Source organism: Marinifilum sp. (assembly GCF_965230805.1).
Classification (GTDB): Bacteria; Bacteroidota; Bacteroidia; order Bacteroidales; family Marinifilaceae; genus Marinifilum.
Window position 1 is genome coordinate 1,214,429 of record NZ_OZ246019.1, and the last position, 17,933, is coordinate 1,232,361.

General features: G+C 34.9%; 16 protein-coding genes, 4 tRNA genes and 1 other RNA gene. 12 read left to right on the top strand and 9 right to left on the bottom strand.

Annotation, left to right across the window (positions count from 1 at the left end):
- Positions 1–115: 115 nt before the first annotated feature.
- Positions 116–847 carry a ThiF family adenylyltransferase gene (locus ACO05S_RS04700; RefSeq protein ID WP_421920379.1) on the top strand — a complete coding sequence of 244 codons (732 nt, stop codon included), beginning with the start codon at positions 116–118 and terminating at the stop codon, positions 845–847.
- 982 nt (positions 848–1,829) lie between these two features.
- The gene (locus ACO05S_RS04705; RefSeq protein ID WP_421920380.1) at positions 1,830–2,741 is read left to right on the top strand and encodes a S41 family peptidase; all 912 of its coding nucleotides are present in this window, start codon (positions 1,830–1,832) and stop codon (positions 2,739–2,741) included.
- A 29-nt stretch (positions 2,742–2,770) separates the two neighbouring features.
- Here ACO05S_RS04705 and ACO05S_RS04710 read toward each other — a convergent pair whose 3' ends face one another.
- The 4 genes from ACO05S_RS04710 to ACO05S_RS04725 all read right to left on the bottom strand — a co-directional run bounded on the left by ACO05S_RS04710 (position 2,771) and on the right by ACO05S_RS04725 (position 6,157).
- On the bottom strand, positions 2,771–3,787 hold the full coding sequence (locus ACO05S_RS04710; RefSeq protein WP_421920381.1) for a glycosyltransferase: 1,017 nt from the start codon (positions 3,785–3,787) through the stop codon (positions 2,771–2,773).
- Between the two features lies 1 nt (position 3,788).
- Positions 3,789–4,565: a class I SAM-dependent methyltransferase gene (locus ACO05S_RS04715; protein WP_421920382.1), complete on the bottom strand. Its 777-nt coding sequence runs from the start codon at positions 4,563–4,565 to the stop codon at positions 3,789–3,791.
- 77 nt (positions 4,566–4,642) lie between these two features.
- Entirely contained in the window at positions 4,643–5,590 is a 948-nt protein-coding gene (locus ACO05S_RS04720) for a glycosyltransferase family 2 protein (RefSeq protein ID WP_421920383.1), read from the bottom strand.
- Between the two features lie 9 nt (positions 5,591–5,599).
- Positions 5,600–6,157 (bottom strand): DUF4199 domain-containing protein, encoded by a 558-nt coding sequence (locus ACO05S_RS04725; protein WP_421920384.1) that lies wholly within the window; start codon positions 6,155–6,157, stop codon positions 5,600–5,602.
- 274 nt (positions 6,158–6,431) lie between these two features.
- Between ACO05S_RS04725 and ffs the strand changes: the two genes are divergently transcribed.
- The 7 genes from ffs to ACO05S_RS04760 all read left to right on the top strand — a co-directional run bounded on the left by ffs (position 6,432) and on the right by ACO05S_RS04760 (position 8,584).
- Positions 6,432–6,530, top strand: an RNA gene (gene ffs, locus ACO05S_RS04730) — signal recognition particle sRNA small type.
- 30 nt (positions 6,531–6,560) lie between these two features.
- A tRNA-Thr gene (locus ACO05S_RS04735) sits at positions 6,561–6,634 on the top strand.
- Positions 6,635–6,702: 68 nt separating this feature from the next.
- Positions 6,703–6,776: transfer RNA gene (locus ACO05S_RS04740), tRNA-Thr, on the top strand.
- Between the two features lie 39 nt (positions 6,777–6,815).
- Positions 6,816–6,887 (top strand) — tRNA-Thr (locus ACO05S_RS04745).
- A gap of 9 nt (positions 6,888–6,896) precedes the next feature.
- A tRNA-Thr gene (locus ACO05S_RS04750) sits at positions 6,897–6,970 on the top strand.
- A gap of 172 nt (positions 6,971–7,142) precedes the next feature.
- Positions 7,143–7,799, top strand: coding sequence for a fructose-6-phosphate aldolase (gene fsa / locus ACO05S_RS04755; RefSeq protein WP_421920385.1), 657 nt, complete (start codon positions 7,143–7,145; stop codon positions 7,797–7,799).
- Between the two features lie 173 nt (positions 7,800–7,972).
- On the top strand, positions 7,973–8,584 hold the full coding sequence (locus ACO05S_RS04760) for an L-threonylcarbamoyladenylate synthase (protein ID WP_421920386.1): 612 nt from the start codon (positions 7,973–7,975) through the stop codon (positions 8,582–8,584).
- Positions 8,585–8,762: 178 nt separating this feature from the next.
- Here the strand turns inward: ACO05S_RS04760 and ACO05S_RS04765 are convergent, their stop codons facing one another.
- A complete protein-coding gene (locus ACO05S_RS04765; RefSeq protein ID WP_421920387.1) occupies positions 8,763–9,038 on the bottom strand; it encodes a hypothetical protein in 276 nt (91 codons plus the stop codon).
- Between the two features lie 371 nt (positions 9,039–9,409).
- On the opposite strand from ACO05S_RS04765, the gene ACO05S_RS04770 reads away from it, so the two are divergent.
- Both ACO05S_RS04770 and ACO05S_RS04775 read left to right on the top strand, forming a co-directional pair.
- The gene (locus ACO05S_RS04770) at positions 9,410–10,123 is read left to right on the top strand and encodes a hypothetical protein (RefSeq protein ID WP_421920388.1); all 714 of its coding nucleotides are present in this window, start codon (positions 9,410–9,412) and stop codon (positions 10,121–10,123) included.
- A gap of 41 nt (positions 10,124–10,164) precedes the next feature.
- Positions 10,165–10,659 carry an SRPBCC family protein gene (locus ACO05S_RS04775; protein WP_421920389.1) on the top strand — a complete coding sequence of 165 codons (495 nt, stop codon included), beginning with the start codon at positions 10,165–10,167 and terminating at the stop codon, positions 10,657–10,659.
- On the opposite strand, the gene ACO05S_RS04780 is transcribed toward ACO05S_RS04775, so the two are convergent.
- From ACO05S_RS04780 to ACO05S_RS04795, 4 genes are all read right to left on the bottom strand, one after another.
- Positions 10,616–12,064: a TrkH family potassium uptake protein gene (locus tag ACO05S_RS04780; protein ID WP_421920390.1), complete on the bottom strand. Its 1,449-nt coding sequence runs from the start codon at positions 12,062–12,064 to the stop codon at positions 10,616–10,618. The two genes, ACO05S_RS04775 and ACO05S_RS04780, sit on opposite strands and share 44 nt — an antisense overlap.
- Positions 12,065–12,124: 60 nt before the next feature.
- Entirely contained in the window at positions 12,125–13,570 is a 1,446-nt protein-coding gene (locus ACO05S_RS04785) for a TrkH family potassium uptake protein (protein ID WP_421920391.1), read from the bottom strand.
- Between the two features lie 77 nt (positions 13,571–13,647).
- Positions 13,648–14,988, bottom strand: a complete 1,341-nt coding sequence (gene trkA, locus ACO05S_RS04790; RefSeq protein WP_421920392.1) for a Trk system potassium transporter TrkA — start codon at positions 14,986–14,988, stop codon at positions 13,648–13,650.
- Positions 14,989–15,156: 168 nt separating this feature from the next.
- On the bottom strand, positions 15,157–17,238 hold the full coding sequence (locus tag ACO05S_RS04795) for a ComEC/Rec2 family competence protein (protein ID WP_421920393.1): 2,082 nt from the start codon (positions 17,236–17,238) through the stop codon (positions 15,157–15,159).
- A 353-nt stretch (positions 17,239–17,591) separates the two neighbouring features.
- Between ACO05S_RS04795 and ACO05S_RS04800 the strand changes: the two genes are divergently transcribed.
- Complete coding sequence (locus ACO05S_RS04800; protein ID WP_421920394.1) at positions 17,592–17,822, top strand: hypothetical protein; 231 nt, start codon at positions 17,592–17,594, stop codon at positions 17,820–17,822.
- Positions 17,823–17,933 lie beyond the last annotated feature (111 nt).

The window sequence follows — 17,933 nt, forward strand, 5'->3', positions numbered from 1 at the left end:
TCCAACACGAATAATCCCTTTATTCCTGTAAAGATTTGAGAACAGCCCTACTGAAAATCAGTACAAACTGCGACATTATTTTTATACGGATCCGGGTTTTTAATAAAAATTAACTATGTATCAAAGAAATCGAATTTATATAAGTAAAAGAGAACAAAGAAGTATTAAAAAGGTTAGAATTCTGATTGCTGGCGCTGGTTTAGGGAGCAATATTGCTGAATGTGCACTTCGATTAGGTTTCGAAAACATCACCATTTGCGATATGGATAAGGTTGAATTATCGAATTTAAATCGACAAAATTATACACTTGCCGATATTTATGAATCCAAAACCAAATCGATAAAATGCCGTTTGCAAAAAATAAATCCCAACGCAAATATCAATTGTTACAATGTTTATCTTACCAAAGAGAATTGCGATCAGTTTATAAAAAGCAGCGACATTGCCATCAATACAATTGATTTTAATTCTGATGCTCCCTTGGTATTCGACGAAATCTGCCTAAAATATAATGTTCCTATCTTGCATCCGTTTAACTTGGGTTGGACGGCCTGCACATTTGTTGTTACCAATAAAGAAAACACTTTAAAGAATATTGTACCCCACTATAAACATGCCGAAGTTCAAATTGTTGAGCACATTTTTAATAATGCACCTGACAACATGAATTTATCATGGCTGCAAGAAGCATTAGAAATGTATAAGGAGGAAAAAGGTAAAAGTTCACCTCCGCAATTGTCGCCTGCATCGTGGTTTATTGGTGGATTATGTACTAACATCATCTATAAAATAGCTACCAATAAGAGTCTTAAGACATTTCCTGATTTCTATTTAATCAACTCCTGATGTTATTAACAAAAATTGAAAACTACTCTTTTGTGTAGGTGTTTTGCATTCAATTCCAATCTATTTTTAAGATGTGTTCATTTCAGAATACACAAAAGGGTAAATTGTATGTAATGTATAGTGGTTCTTGAGTCGGATTTAAGAATAACTATGTTGTAATTTCGGAACGATCATTCCACGCGGAATGGTCGTTCCTAAATTCAGAATGATGACTCCTCAGCAAAGATAAAAAGGTTGCCCGCATTGCATTGAAAAAGCAAACTCAACTGCTTGAGAAATTGGGATTACTTGAAAGGTCTTAAAGAGAGAGTAATTTTAATGGTACAAAACTGCATAAACTCAAAAATACTATTACAGATGTGTTTTAAACTTTGTGCCATTGTTTACACCTAAAAACATATCATTAAATATACCGGTTGCCGAAAAGGTTTTAGAGTAGGCGAAATATTAAATTCTAATAGTAAATGATCATCCAAAAAACTTCCCAGATGGTCATTTATTATATTATCTTACCTCAATAATTTAGTATGAAACTTAAAACACTTTAATTTGCTATTTATTCTCAACTCAGATATATGCGCAAGAAATACATTCATCCTACATTTCCAGAAATGGAATAATATCTGATATAAATTTTTTAAAAAAGAAAACTGCTAACACTCACCCTAAATTATTAGATATTTCCAATTACAACTTATGGAGTAATAGATGCGATAACACTTCAAGTAATCTACCAGACAGTTTATCACGAATTGAAAGTTATATCTTAATATCCAGGTTACTTTCAGAGATAAATGACACTCACAGCAGAGTAAATTTCCCATATGATGAAAGGAAAAAATACATGTTAGACGGTGGTTTAACAATGCCTTTCAGTGTTAGTGTGAATAATAACAAATTGTATTTCAATAGGTATTTCGGCAATACAATAAGCGATAGATTAGAGGGTATTGAAATTTTGTCCATTAATTCTAAAAACTCGATGAAACTATTGAGGGATATCAGGGATATTGTTGGAGTTAAGGGAAGAGAATGTGGTGATAAATCTGTGGAAAAATTATTCGCTATGAGTTTTTGGGCATTATATAGTGAAACAATTAAATATGAAATACAGATCCCAAATTCTAGTCAACCTATTTCAATAAATGCTGTTACCAGTGATGAATATTTTAAACTAAGAAACAAAAAATATCCTCCTAAACAAGAGCAATTGTATAAACTAAAATTAACTAAGAACAATCAGGTAGCCGAAATAACAATCAGATCTTTTTATGGCGATAAAAACTATATATCTTTTCTTAAGAAATCATTTGACACAATCAAAAAAGAGAACTACAAAACATTAATAATTGATGTTAGAAATAATCCTGGCGGAAGAAGTCGTGCCGTAGATAGTTTAATGAATTACCTTACTAGTAAACCTTATTCTCAATATTCAGCAATTCGCACAAGAATTAACATCCACACAAAAGAAATTTTCAAAAATCGTCAACCTAATTTTTTTGAACAAATAGAATACCTAAAAAAAGACACTTTACATGTTACCAATTCTGATCAATTAATTCATTATCCCGATATGAATAAACAAAAATATACTGGAAAGCTATTTGTAAGAATCAATGGACGAACCAATAGCGCTGCTGCAACATTCTCAGGTATTATAAAAGATTCTAAATTAGGAATAGTTGTTGGAAGCACATCAGGAGAACACATTAAATACTTTGGTGATTTTTTTACATTCAAACTTCCCAAAACAGATTTCACATTTTACGTATCATCTAAAGAGCTTACTCAATTTGGTGGTTCTTTTCAAAATCAAGGTGTTACTCCAGATATTTTTCTTGATGAAAATGTAAACACAATAGATTATATATCTGGAAATCAGATTTGGTAATAAAAAATAGATTGACTCTTATTTAGACTTTATTTTTCTTCATAAAACCCTTTCCCAAACACCCCGAACTCATCTTTACCCAAAATTTTGTGTTTCCAAACAGCATCTAAAAATCCTATTCCATATGCAAAAAGCTGAATAAAACTAGCTACCAAGGCTTTAATGCTAATTTTAAAAGATTTGGTTTTGGTTAATGCATCGGCAAGTACAAGAAATGCATACAGTAATATTGGAAAGGCGAATACTCTGTGGGCAACAATTCCCAATAGCAAAGAACCAATTGATCCTAAAACAAAAAGTGACGGAAATAAAAAGAATATCTTAAATGTTTCAGGATAATGTTTTGATATGATATAACGAGTTTTGCCAAATCCGAACACCTGTTTGTAGAACTTCTTAAACGAAATTCTTCTTTTATGGAATACGTATGCATCTCTAACCAATCGGGTTTCGAAGCCTCTTTTAATTACTTCTATTGCAAAAACCATATCTTCTCCAGGATGCATTGTCGTTACCGGAAATCCACCTGTATTTTTATAAACAGCTTTGGAGAATCCAAGATTAAAACTTCTGGGATGAAATTTATGCACCTGTTTCTTCCCTCCTCTAATTCCTCCGGTGGTAAAAAAGGAAGTCATTGCATACGAAATTGCTTTCTGAAAATCAGAGAAATCATCCATTGCACCATCCGGACCACCATAACAATCAACAAAATTCTCAGTTAATTCCTTATGGATTGTTTGCATGTAATGAGGTGGTAGAATACAATCCGAATCAAAAAACAAGAAGTAATTCCCTTTTGCTTTGGCCAAACCATAATTTCGTCCAATACTCGGGCCTAGATTTTCTTTGTAATAATATGATATCTTTATTCTATCGTGGTATGACTCACAAAGCTCTTCTGATTTTATAGAAGAACCATCTTCTACTACAACCAACTCAAATTCTTTATAAGTCTGATTAGCCAGACTGTCCAGCAATTCTTTCATTTCATCCGGGCGATTATAAACCGGAACTATTATGGAAAATTGAATATCAGAGTTCATTCTATAGTTTTTGATTGAAGTAGAAAATCTCATTCATCGGTAAGCGATATTTTTCTGCCAACTCTTTAGGAAACTGATTGGAATACTTGGATTGGGAAACTTTAAATCCGGCAATGCACAAACGATCAGCATAATCCAAACCATACAATCGAACATGATCTTTCTGGCGATACAGTCGTTCTCGCTCGTTAGGATCTGTAACATTCGGATCCTCTTCTGTCTTGGGATTGTTGGTGTCCATTGGCACTTGCAAAATTGCAAAACCGCCCGGCTTTAGAATGCGATTAAACTCTTTCAGCGCCTTGGCATCATCATCAACATGTTCGAGCACATGATTGCAAATCACAACATCAAATTTTTTATCCGCAAAAGGGATATTTTGCACATCAAAATGCACATCGGCAATAGGAGATTCGAGATCACCAGTTGTATAATCCAAGTTCGGCAATGCTTTAAACCGTTTATAAAAACACTGCTCTGGTGCAATATGTAATACCTTAATATTTTTATTGAAGAAATCGGTCTCATTTTTAAGATAAAGCCACATTAGCCTATGTCGTTCCAATGATAAACATTTTGGACACAAACAATTGTCTCTACCCGTTGACTTGGTGTATCCGTAAGGTAGAAATCTGCGAAACTTTCCTCCGCAAACCGGACATTCTACCTTATTGCCTATCAAAAATACTGCAACTACTCTATTAATCAGCAAACTTAAGCGTATTAAAAACGGTCGCGGAAGTATTTGCAGTAAAAATCTTATAACTCCTTTTATCATGAGTTGCTCGCTATTTTTATCGACAGTATTGAATGAGAATTAATTCATAATTCAATATTCATAACTTATAATTGTATTTAGATTTCTTTTTCGATTTGATAAGTATTTCTTTCCGAAGAACTGCGACTAACCAATTCTGCAATAAAGCCTGTAAGGAAAAGTTGAGTACCAATAACCATGGTAGCCAAGGCAATATAAAAATACGGACTATCGGTTACCAAAGGAGGCATTTCTCCTTTGCTCATGCTGTATATTTTTTGAAAGCCTATCCATGTCGAAGCAAAAAAACCTAGTAAAAACATTAATGTTCCCAGCAAACCAAAAAAGTGCATGGGTTTTTTACCGAATTTACTAATGAAGCTTATAGAAAGCAGATCTAAAAATCCATTAATGAATCGGCTTAATCCAAACTTGGTTATCCCATATTTTCTTTCCTGATGCTGCACTACTTTTTCGGTAATCTTAACAAAGCCAGCTTCTTTGGCAAGTATTGGAATATATCTGTGCATTTCACCATACACCTCGATGCTCTTGATTACCTTTCCTTTGTAGGCTTTTAGTCCACAATTAAAATCGTGTAATTTTATGCCCGACATGGCACGAGCGGTTCTATTGAAAAACTTACTGGGGATGGTTTTGGAAATTGGATCGTATCTTTTTCGTTTCCATCCCGACACCAAGTCGAAACCATCCTCTTTAATCATTCGGTACAATTCGGGTATTTCATCAGGTGAATCCTGTAAGTCGGCATCCATGGTAATTACAACGTCTCCATTAGTTACTTCGAATCCACTATACAAAGCAGCAGATTTTCCATAATTGCGTCGGAACTTTATTCCTTTAATTGCGGAATACTCTTTTTGCAGTTTTTTGATTACCTCCCAAGAAGTATCATTACTTCCGTCATCAACCAAAATAATTTCGTGAGTAAAATTATTTTGAGTCATTACCTTATCAATCCATGCCACCAATTCAGGAAGCGATTCTTCCTCGTTAAATAATGGAACTACAACTGAAATATCCATACCCTATATTTATTGATTTTTTGAATCGTTAAATTTATCAACTGGTCTGTTATTAAACAAATTTCTCTTTTGCCTGAAAAAGAAAGCCACAATTAATGAAAAGAACACACCTGCCAATACCTTACCAAACCACTGGCTCATGGCAAAAATCTCCGGAGTTATTTTGCTGTACAACGACATTAATAATTCCACCTGATCGTCGTCATAACCAATCTCAACCAATCCTTTTTCGGTAAAAGTTATTGCCTCCTGCAATATCTCACCATCAAAATAACTAGTAAGTATATAGATATAAAATGCATAAAATGACGAGGCAACTGCAATCATCAAACCCCCCGCAACAAATGCCCGTCCGTAAGAAATAACACCAAACAACACTTCATCGCGATACTTTCTTACTCCAATGTAAATTCCCAAAATAATAAGAGCTCTGTTAATAAATAAAAGGGTAGGGTTGTAATTGATGGAAACTCCTTTCCAGTAAAATGTTAATGATGCCAAAATCAATACAGCACCTACTAAGGCTCCGAACAGAAAAGAATGTTTAAATAAAGTTCTATAGTACATCTTAATTCAATTGTGATTTATCGAACACAAAGATATCCGTTTTTACGTTAATGCATCTCTTAAAAAAGCTTAATTAAAGTGAGTGCGACATTAAATTAATACAATCGGAAATTGCTTTTTTTACTGTAAAAAAAGAAAACTGAAAAGAAAATGACTTTTTTTTGAAAAATTATTACTCTGAAAATAAAACGCTTGCCGCATTCCAAGGAGAGATTAAAGGAAGAAGTTTAATATTTTATTTGTGGGGAAACAAGTTTTTTCTACTTTTGTCGTCGGGTAAGCACTATGCGACCAGCTCCTACTGAATCCCCCCAGGGTCGGAAGGCAGCAAGGGTAGGTGGTTGTAGCGGTGCGACATAGTTGTTTACCCACTTTTTTTATGCCTTTTAGGTTTAAAAAAAATGCCGATGTAGCTCAGCTGGCTAGAGCAGCTGATTTGTAATCAGCAGGTCGTGGGTTCGAGTCCCTCCACCGGCTCATCAACTCACTAAAAGAAAGTTTAACAGCTTTCTTTCGTTCTTTAAAATATTTTGCAAGTAACAATTGCCGATGTAGCTCAGCTGGCTAGAGCAGCTGATTTGTAATCAGCAGGTCGTGGGTTCGAGTCCCTCCACCGGCTCTAATAACTTATGCAATGCTAAGTTTAAATTGTTACTTTGCCGTTGTAGCTCAGGGGTAGAGCGCTTCCTTGGTAAGGAAGAGGTCACGAGTTCAAATCTCGTCAATGGCTCTAAAATTTGCCGATGTAGCTCAGCTGGCTAGAGCAGCTGATTTGTAATCAGCAGGTCGTGGGTTCGAGTCCCTCCATCGGCTCTTTTTTTATTTTATCCCACCAACTTTATTTTCGAATCTCTCTGATGCGAATTTATTTTAGCGTCTTATTATTTTATCATTAGTATTGGTTTAAAACGAGATTCCACTTTGCTCTTCAATAGAATTTAGTGTATTTTCGTTTTCAACTTAAAAACAAACAAAAAATCGTAAAATGAAGTTTTTTATTGACACAGCTAATCTTGATCAGATTAAGGAAGCACAGAATTTAGGAGTTCTTGACGGTGTAACTACCAACCCATCTCTTATGGCTAAAGAGGGAATTAAAGGGGACGAAAACATCAAACAACACTATGTTGACATTTGCGATATAGTTGATGGTGATGTTAGTGCAGAGGTTATTGCTACCGATTATGAAGGTATGATTTTGGAAGGTGAAGCATTGGCTGCATTACACCCACAAATTGTTGTTAAAGTTCCTTGCACCAAGGATGGTATCAAAGCGGTGAAGTACTTAAGCACAAAAGGCATTAGAACCAACTGTACTTTAATTTTCTCGGTAGGCCAAGCTTTATTAGCAGCAAAAGCAGGCGCAACTTATGTTTCTCCTTTTGTTGGCAGACTCGATGACATTTCGACTGATGGAATAGAACTGATTCGCCAGATTGCAGATATGAATAGCTATTACGGATTCGAGACTCAGGTTCTTGCAGCCTCAATTCGCCATACCATGCATATTATACAGTGTGTTGAAGCCGGTGCTGATGTTGCAACTTGTCCTTTAAATGCAATTACAGGTTTATTAAAACACCCTCTTACCGATAAAGGTTTAGAACAATTTTTAGCTGATTATAACAAATTAAACGGCTAGCCCAAATTAAATAAGATCTTAAGAAAGGAATGTGAAAGCATTCCTTTTTTTATTAATCAGTAACATATGAATATGATGTATTATGGACTGAAAATAAATAAGCCAGTATCTAATCATCAATTAAGTAGAAACTTCTATCTTTAGCTCCCGAGATAACTCATAACCACTACATAATGCTTATAAAATTGTACCCTGATAATCCCAACCATAGGGAATTTCGGAAAATTGCTGATGTTCTTCAAAATGGTGGAATAATTATTTATCCCACCGATACTGTTTATGCTATTGGATGTGATATCACAAATAATAAGGCCATACAGCGGATTGCTAAATTAAAAGGAATCAATGCTGAAAAAGGAAATTTCTCACTTATTTGCAATAGTCTAAGTAATTTATCGGAGTATGCCAGAGTTGATAATTCTGCTTTTAAAGTAATGAAAAAGAATCTGCCAGGAGCTTTTACTTTTATTCTTCCGGCCAGCAACAATGTACCAAAACTATTTAAGAGCAAGAAAAAAACGGTTGGCATAAGAGTACCTGATCATTATATACCATTGCGAATAGTTGAGGAGTTAGGTAATCCTATCATGACTACTTCGATTCATGATCCCGATGAAGTGATAGAATACACAACTGATCCTGAATTAATCGAAGAAAAATACAAAAAGGATGTTGATTTAATTATTGATGGTGGCTATGGAAACAATACGGCTTCTACAATAATTGATTGCACAAACGGAGAGTTTGAAATAATTAGGCCTGGAATAGGTAAATTAATTTTTTAAAAGAGGCTAACCAAAAAGTAATTTTCTGCATTTCATTTGAAATTAAAATTTACCCCAACTCTAAATTGAGCCTGGATTTCACCAAGCTTCCCGTAGTAAATTTATGGGTGTAAAGTTGTTGAATACATTGAAAACTTAGTTTGTGGACAACCTCTTTTTGTTCTAAATCAATGGAAACTTAAGCTACGTATCCGGCTGATTTTAGCAAACTTACCCTCAATACAATATGACCTTCCGGTCTATTTCCTGTAAATTCCGGCACAAATCCGGCCTTCTCAAGTTCCTTTTTTACCAAACGTATCATATCAGGATTTGCATTGGTGAAATGATGCGTTGCTACCATATTCCCCTTATTAAATATGGCTTCAAATTTCTTTAGAATTCTAGCAGATTCCTTCTTAAATTTCTCCATCTCCTTTTCGATAAGATGGTTGTATTCCGAAATGTTCTTCATAAGTTCAATTAAAGTTATTTAAAAGCATATATAATTTAACTATTAAGTACAACAAAAGCATTTACGACAAGTGTTGTAAAATGTTCTATTTTGACGATTAATAATTTCATTTCTTAGATTAAAAAACAAAATGTATTTTTTTATACAACTGTTATAATTAAACCTGCACATCTTATTACTGCTCTATCCTTCTGTATAATCTAAGTTCTTCGTAAAATTAGTGTTCTCCGAATCGTTTATCTCTAAACCGCACCACAACAATCAATTGCCATTTTGAACCTTTCTGGCATTTAAATGTTATCAATTTATGAAACTAAAAATAATTGCATCAGCTGAATAAAGATGCATGGCAATATGAAAAGTAAGAAAGAATGAAAAATCTGTTATTAATAATTCTGACTTTAAGTCTTTCCAGTTTTACCAGCAACACCAATGAAAGAACTTATGAAGGTGTTGCAAAGGATAAAAAGTCAAAACAAATTATCTACAAAGAAGTTCATGAAGAACTATTTAAAGAGGGTAAACATATTGGTACAATAACCTGGTTTGTTTGCAAAAACAATATTGAGTTTGCAAAAAGAGAACTGGATTTTAGTAAATCTTTTCAAAAGCCATCTTACAAGTTAATCGATAATAGAAACGGATTGATTGAAGAGGTGACGCACAAAGGAGGTAATCATTTTGATATCCGTTATCGAAAAAACACCAATAGTAAATTAAAAAAGAAAAACATTTACGTTCCCGAACCAGCCGTTGTTGATGGAGGTTTTAATTATTTCATAAAGAACAATTGGGATCGAATAATATCTGAAGAACATATTAATTTTAATTTTCTTTCGGCTGCGTTTCAAAATTATTTTAACTTTATAATACACAGAGCAAAAGAAAAAGAAAAAGCGGACAACATTATTGTACTTAAAATGGAAAGTAAAAGAACGCTACTTAAACTTATAATGAACCCTATTTATATAGCCTATGATGCAAACACCAAACGAATTTGTCATTACGAAGGGATATCTAACATAAGAGATGCCAATGGAAGCAGTTACAAAGCAATACTCCAATATCCCAAGCTAGGACCTTAACTTTTACCTTATTTATTCGCAACCTTAAAACAATTTATATCATGTCATATTATCAGTTTTACAAAGAGCAATTATTGCAAGCAAGTATCGATGAAATCTGGAATTTTATTTCCAGACCAGCAAACCTGAAAGAAATTACACCAGATTATATGGGATTTAATATCCTATCAGAGAATTTACCTGATCAAATGTATGCCGGTATGATTATCAGTTATCAAGTGAATCCATTCCCATGGTATTCAACGAAATGGGTAACCGAAATCACTCAAGTTAAAGAGTTGGAATTTTTTATTGACGAGCAGAGAATTGGACCTTACAATTTATGGCATCATCAACACATTTTAGAACAATCAGAAGAAGGTGTGCTTATGAAGGATATTATCACTTATCAACCTCCAATGGCTTTTCTTGGATCAATTGCCAACGAGTTAATCATCAAGAAAACTATAAATCAAATATTTAATTACCGACAAAAAGTACTGGATTTAAAGTTTAATGCTTCCAAAAAGATGGAGAAAACAGAACTAGAACTGTAAATAGCTCCAATCTTCCAAGCATCATTAAAAATGCCAAGAACCACTTTGCCAATTTGGGAAGGTGGTGGAAGTTTTCCATTGGCCCCACTTCACCAAAACCTGGCCCTATATTTCCTAATGTAGTTGCTACAGCACTAAAGGCTGAATAAATATCCGAAGTCCAAAAAGACATCAAGACTGCCGACATCATAAAAATCAATATATAAAACACAAAGAAGGCAAGAATATTGGTAACCGTTTTCTGGTCGACAACCTTTTTATTGTATCTAATTGGAATTACTGCATTTGGATGCACCAGCCTTTTTAGTTCGTAGAAACTGTTTTTAAACAAGAGTAAAATACGAACTACTTTTACCCCTCCACCTGTTGAACCTGCTGATCCTCCAACAAAAAACAATACAAAAATTAACATGCCTAAAAATGGTGACCACAATAAGTAATCAGCTGTAGCATAGCCCGTTGTTGTAATAATTGATACAACGCTAAACAATGCTTCACGAAATGCCTGCTCACCAGTTATATTTCCTGCTGCAATTAAGCCCATAGTGATTACAAATGTAAAACACAGAACAACCAAAGTATAGAACCTAAATTCCTCATCTTTGAATACTCTTGTAAATCGCCCTGTTATCATTGCGTAGGATAGTGTAAAATTGGTTCCTGCCACAAACATGAAGAAGATAATCGTATACTGAATGTACGGAGAAGTATAAAAGCCTACACTAGCCTGTTTGGTGGAGTATCCACCCGTAGCCATAGTGGTTAAGGAATGATTTATGGCATCAAAGAAACTCATTCCACCAGCATATAACATGATTGTTTCAACAGCCGTAAATAGTATATACAAACCCCATAAATTTCGTGCAGTTTCTTTAATTCTTGGTGTCAATTTATCAGGGGCAGGTCCAGGAACTTCAGCAACAAATAATTCGCGCCCTCCAATTCCTAATGTAGGTAAAATGGCAAGGAACATCACAATAATTCCCATACCTCCCATCCACTGGGTTAGCGAACGCCAGAAAAGGATACCATGCGGCAAGTCTTCAATATTATTTAAAATGGATGATCCGGTGGTTGTAAATCCCGACATGGTTTCGAAAAAAGCATCGGTCACCGATGGGATTGTCCCACTAAACAAATAAGGCAAACAGCCAAATATCGAAAAAACCACCCATACCAAACTTACAATTATATAACCTTCCCTTTTTCCCAAGTCTTTCTTTACTCCTTTAGAGATGAGATAACTGAAGACACCTACAACAAATGTTATGAGTCCAGCATTCATAAAAGCTGCCGAGTCATCTTCCTGGTAGATTAACGAAACCAAAAGTGAAAGAAAAAGAAAGAAACTTTCGCCAACCAAAAGCTTCCCCAATATATTGAAGATTATTTTAAATTTAACCACAGATTTAAGCTTGAAGTCTTGCCCAAAGATAAGCGACTATTACTTGTTTAAAAAATTTACTTATTGATTCTTCCAAAAAGCAGGTACAAATATAATCAATAAGGTAAATAACTCTAAACGTCCTAGCAACATTAGGAACGACAGTACCCATTTTGCCATATCCGGAAGCATAAGAAAATTGTCGACAGGACCAACTTTTCCCAAACCAGGACCAATACCTCCCATGGTAGTAGCTACTGCTCCCATTGCTGTTATAAAATCCAAACCTAAAAATGCCAGAATGATGGTACCGATAAAGAAGATAACAAAATACAATACTACAAAAGCTTGAATTTTAAATATTACATCTTTACCAATAACCTCATGACTATAGCGAACTGGTATTACTGCCGCAGGATGAATCAACCTCTTGAATTCCAAAAAGCTATTTTTAAACAATAGCAAATGACGAAGAATTTTAACCCCTCCCGATGTAGAACCCACACATGCACCGGTAAACATCAAACCAAAAATTAGCATCCATAAATATGAAGGCCATTCAGAATAATTTGCGCTGACAAAACCAGTACTTGTAATAATGGATACTACCTGAAAAAGTGCCTCGCGAAATGAATGTTCAAAAGGAGCATGATTATTTAGGATTAAGCAGAATGTAATAATTGCAGTTACAATCAGAATTAATATCAAATAAAACTTGAATTCCTGATTTTGTACAATTTTTTTATAATTGCCCTTTATTGCAAAGTAATGAAGTGTAAAATTCACTCCTGCCAAAAACATGAAAACAATAATCACATACTGAATGTAAGGCGAGTAGCTCATAATACTGTCATTTCTTGTAGAAAAACCTCCAGAAGCCAAAGTTCCAAATGAATGACAAATTGCATCAAATAAACCCATACCTCCTAACAGTAGGAATACAATCTCCAAAGCAATTAAAAGCATATATATGCCCCACAGTCTTTTTGCTGTCTCCTTAATTCTTGGATGAAGTTTATCCACCGTTACTCCGGCTGCTTCAGCATTAAACATTGCCATTCCTCCAAATCCAAAAACAGGCAGAATAGCAAGCGATAATACCAAAATTCCCATTCCTCCAAGCAGGTGCGTAAGTGATCTCCAAAATAAAATACCATGAGGCAGTGCTTCGATATCAGTAATTACTGAGGCTCCGGTAGTAGTAAAGCCTGATATTGTTTCAAAAAAGGCATTGGTATAAGAAGGCACATATGAGCCAATGTAATAGGGCAAAGCACCAAATATCGAAAAAAACACCCATACCAAACTTACAACTAAAAACGCCTCTCGCCGGTGTATTTCCTTTTTATGATTTTTGGTCATCAGAAAAAGGAGGCCTCCAACCAATAGTGTGATTAAGCCAGAAGATAGGAAGCTCATTACATCTCCTTCTCCATAAAAAAAAGCCAATAATGCACATAGAACCATAAAACCTGATTCTATGACAGCCAAAACCGACATTAAATAAAAAACATACTTAAAATTCATAACATCAAGAAAAACCCATCCTTAAAGAAGATGAGTTGTTAACTAAAAAAGAGCTTAATACAAGCTCTTTTAATATTTTATTTAAATAGTTTCTCTACTTTTTTAATTGCTGATGGTAGTGTAAACACAACAACTTTATCATTTGCCTGGATCTGGGTGTCTCCTGTAGCAATAATGCTAACATCATCTCGAATTACACCTCCAATGTTGGCATCTTCGGGAAAGTCAAGATCTTTCAACAACCCCTTTGTTATTTTTGATCCTTCTTTCGCAGTCAGTTCCATAACCTCTGCTTCCGATACAGTAAGCCATTTACAGTGTTGAACATCAGCATCCATGGTAAAACGATAAATATAGCTTGCTGCCAGTAACTTTTTATTAATCATTGTACCAACCCCAATATTATCCGCCAAATCAATATAATCGATATTCTCAACTTCGGCAATGGTTCTTCGTACTCCCATTTTTTTAGCCAACAAACATGCAAGAATATTGGTTTCCGAATTACCTGTTACTGCAACAAATGCATCCATTTTATGGATTCCTTCTTCTTTTAGCAACTCCTTATCCCGGCCATCACCATTAATCACAAGAGTATCTTGTAAACTATCAGCCAGCTTTAAGCTCTTCTCTTTATCAATTTCAAGAAGTTTAAGGTTCATTTTTCGGCCAAGTTCGGCAGCTGTTTTTTGTCCAATTCTACTCCCCCCAAGAATCATTGCATTTTTCATTTCATACTTTGGCTTTCCTGCTAAAAGCATTACTTTCTCGATACTTTCAGGCTTGCTAACAACAAATACCAGATCACCCCTGGAAAACCGGTTGTGACCTCTTGGAATAATCGTTGTATCCTCGCGCTTTATTGCCACAGCACGAAAGTCTAAATCGCCGGTTATTTGATCAACCTCGGCCATGGTTTTATCCATAATAATAGACTTACTGCTGATTTTTATTCCATATAATAATAGCTTACCACCCGAGAATTCGTACATCTGTCTTGTACCTGAACGAGACAGGTAACTAATTACCTCTTTGGCCGCTAGTTTTTCAGGATAAATCAGTTCATCAATACCTAAACTCTGAAGGTATTCTTTGTTTTCGGGAATTAAATATTCTTGATTATCAATACGTGCGATTGTTTTTATCGCTCCTAATTTTTTAGCAAGAATTGTGGAGGTAATGTTGGTGGTTTCAGATTGTGTAACTGCTATAAACAAATCAGCCTTTTTAACACTTGCCTCCCTTAAATCTTTTAAAGAAGAACAAGAACCTACAATGGTTAATAAGTCAAGATGAGAGTCAACCTCTTTTAATTTATCCTCATCCTGATCAAGCAAGATAATATCGTGATCCTGATGGCTCAACATCTTCGCCAAATGAGTTCCAACAGCTCCGGCTCCGGCTATAACAATCTTCATATCTTTATTCCGTTATCTATATCGTTTGGAAAATTCGTCGGCAAATTAACACATTATCAATCAAATTTGATAGCAAATCATTAAAAAATATTAAAAAGCCAAGCTCTCTAAATTACCAAATCGGAATATAATATCAAAGACATTAATTAAACACTATTTTTTTGTAGATCAACGGTATCTTTGCGAAGATAAATCCAGAACAAAAGCTCCGGTATCCTTCACTACAAAGAAATTAGCAATTTTATTAAGCCTTGCCTCATGCAATCGTTGCAGATCTTTCCGGTAGGTTGATCCATCAATAACTACAATTGAATTTGTATGACATTTTGTTAATATATTATTTATTTTCAAGCCTGATTTCCTTACCAAAAGAATATCTGGTTCGAGTTCTTCCAATAGTTCTTCACTATGATTTTCTTTTCCATCCAATATTAAGATTGATTTTCCTGCGAATAATCTAAAATCGATTTCAGGAATCGTATCGCTTTGTATTTTCTGAATTCGATTTCTTAATTGATAATTTCCAGTTAAATAATTTCGCTTGTTTTCATTCATGCCATCATCCTGAAGATACAAGACACTATTTCCCGACCTAAATGCAATTAATGAATTTTGCCCTGCATTAAAAACAACAATTTCTTGCGATGGCGTTTTTATTAATGAATAAACCCTTGGCAACTGAAAAGCAATCATTAAAAACAGAAATACAAATACAGCAGACTTTCTTTTCACAAGCGTTACAAAAATTAGAGCAATAATAATGGAATATAAAATAAGTACTTCGTAAGTACTAAAACTACAATTCTGAATTACTGCCCCCGGTATTTTTTGAATGCCAATAATGATTTGATTTAATACTTCTACCAATTTTTGAAGTATCCACCCCAAAAGGTTCGACAACAGCTCAATTTGCGACAGAATAAGCAGAAGGGCTGAAAGGTAAATTAAAATCCCTGCCAAGGTAATAACTACATATCCTGACAACAAAAAATAAGTTGGAAACTGGTTGAAATAATAAATGGTTAACGGAAAAGTTGCAATTTGAGCTGATAAAGCAACAGTTGTTAATTGCCAAAATTTATCGAGTATTGGATTTTTGATATATAATAGCTTATCGAATCGAGCTTGAAAAAATACAATTCCTGCAACCGCCACATAAGAAAACTGAAAGCCGAGTGTAAACAGCAAATACGGATCGTAAAGTAAAAGGCAGAAGGCTGATGCTGCCAATGAGTTAAACACTCCCCCTTTTCGCCTGATTGCTACTCCGATAATTATGAAACTGAACATGCAAGCTGCCCTCATAACCGATGGCGATAAACCTGTAAGCAATGCATAAAACCACAGTGCCGATAACAACAACAAACTCCGAATTAAAATACCATATCTTACTCTTGACAAAAAACCTAAAATAAAATTCATGATCAAATAAATGATCCCTACATGAAGCCCCGAAACTGCTAACACGTGCATAGCTCCCGCATCGGCCCAGGCACTTCGAACTTCCGGATCGAGACTGGCTTTGTAGCCCAATGTAAGTGCGGCCAAAATATCGAAGCTCTCTTCCCTAATTCCATTGTCGCGATAAATTTGCAACAAATCGTCCCGCCAATGCAAAGCCATAACTCTTAAATTTCTTTTGCTCTCTTCTGATAGTTTGATCCAATCGCTTTTCTTTACATATGAAGAATATAAAACGTGTTTTGTTTTTAAGTATCCTGCAAAATCAAACTCATAAGGATTGCCTGCATTTTTAACTTTAGCCAGTTTTGATTTCAACAACAAATAGTCTCCAGCTCTTAATTGTTTAACCAAACTATCCTTTTGAAAATATAAAATTGCTTTGGCAGTTTGATCTTTATGCTCTTTTTCGGATACAGAAGCCCGGATTTTAGCAAGACATGAAAAAGTATTGCTTTTCTCAACAGGATCTTCAAGAAGCTCCAACTTATAAATTTGGCCTGAATCCTGATTCCTTAATCTCATTTCTTCTTGAATGGTATTCAATCGATAGGCGCCTGCACAAATCAATAAAACAGAAATTATCAACCCAAATACAGATCGCAACTCGTATGACTTTCTTAATTTGGAAATTGAAACAAACAATAGCATTAAAAGAAAGGATACAACAAGCAACATCTGAATCAAAGCCTGTGGTACATCAAAAGACTCTGCCAATAAAATTCCTATAATTAAAGGAAGTAGTAAACGCAAAAAAGGATGCTGTCGCAGTAACTCTTTATAATCCATCAAAACAAATTTTACAGACCAAGGAATTTAACAAATTATTTCATACAAAAAAATCCTTACCAACAAAGCAATGACTAATCCTATATCTAAATCAAAAGCCTCTGTTTGTAACTGTAATATCAGTATTAGCATTTAATTTGTATTTCCCGTTAATCTGGCACTTCAATCTGCCATTGGGAAGTTCAAAGTTATCATCGGCGAACTTAATTCTGCTATTGGCACTGTTCGAGTGAGCAAATGCACACTACTACCTACCATTGAGCGCCTATTTCCTGCTAAATGTGTGCTTCGACCTAAGGATAGTGTCGAGAGACTAGCCAAATGCATTGCACTTGTTAACAATGATCGTGCAGATGGCAGGTAGAACGATGCAGATGGCGGGTAGAACGGCTCCAACAGCAGGTAGAAAGATGCAGTTAACAGAACGAACGGCTCCAACGGCAGGTAGAACGGCGCAGTTGACAGAACGAAGAACTACAATGGCAAATAGAACAGCGCAGATGATAGAACGAACGATAACATTGGCAGGTAGAACAATGCAGAAGGTAACCCGAACGATTACATTGGTGGGTAGAACAAGATAAAGACTCTCTATAACAAACTGAGTCTTCTAAGGTTTCTGAATTGTTATATACAAGGCAATGCTTCTGCAAACTTTAAATTCACAGGTTTGGAGAATAAGTTTAAAACCTCTT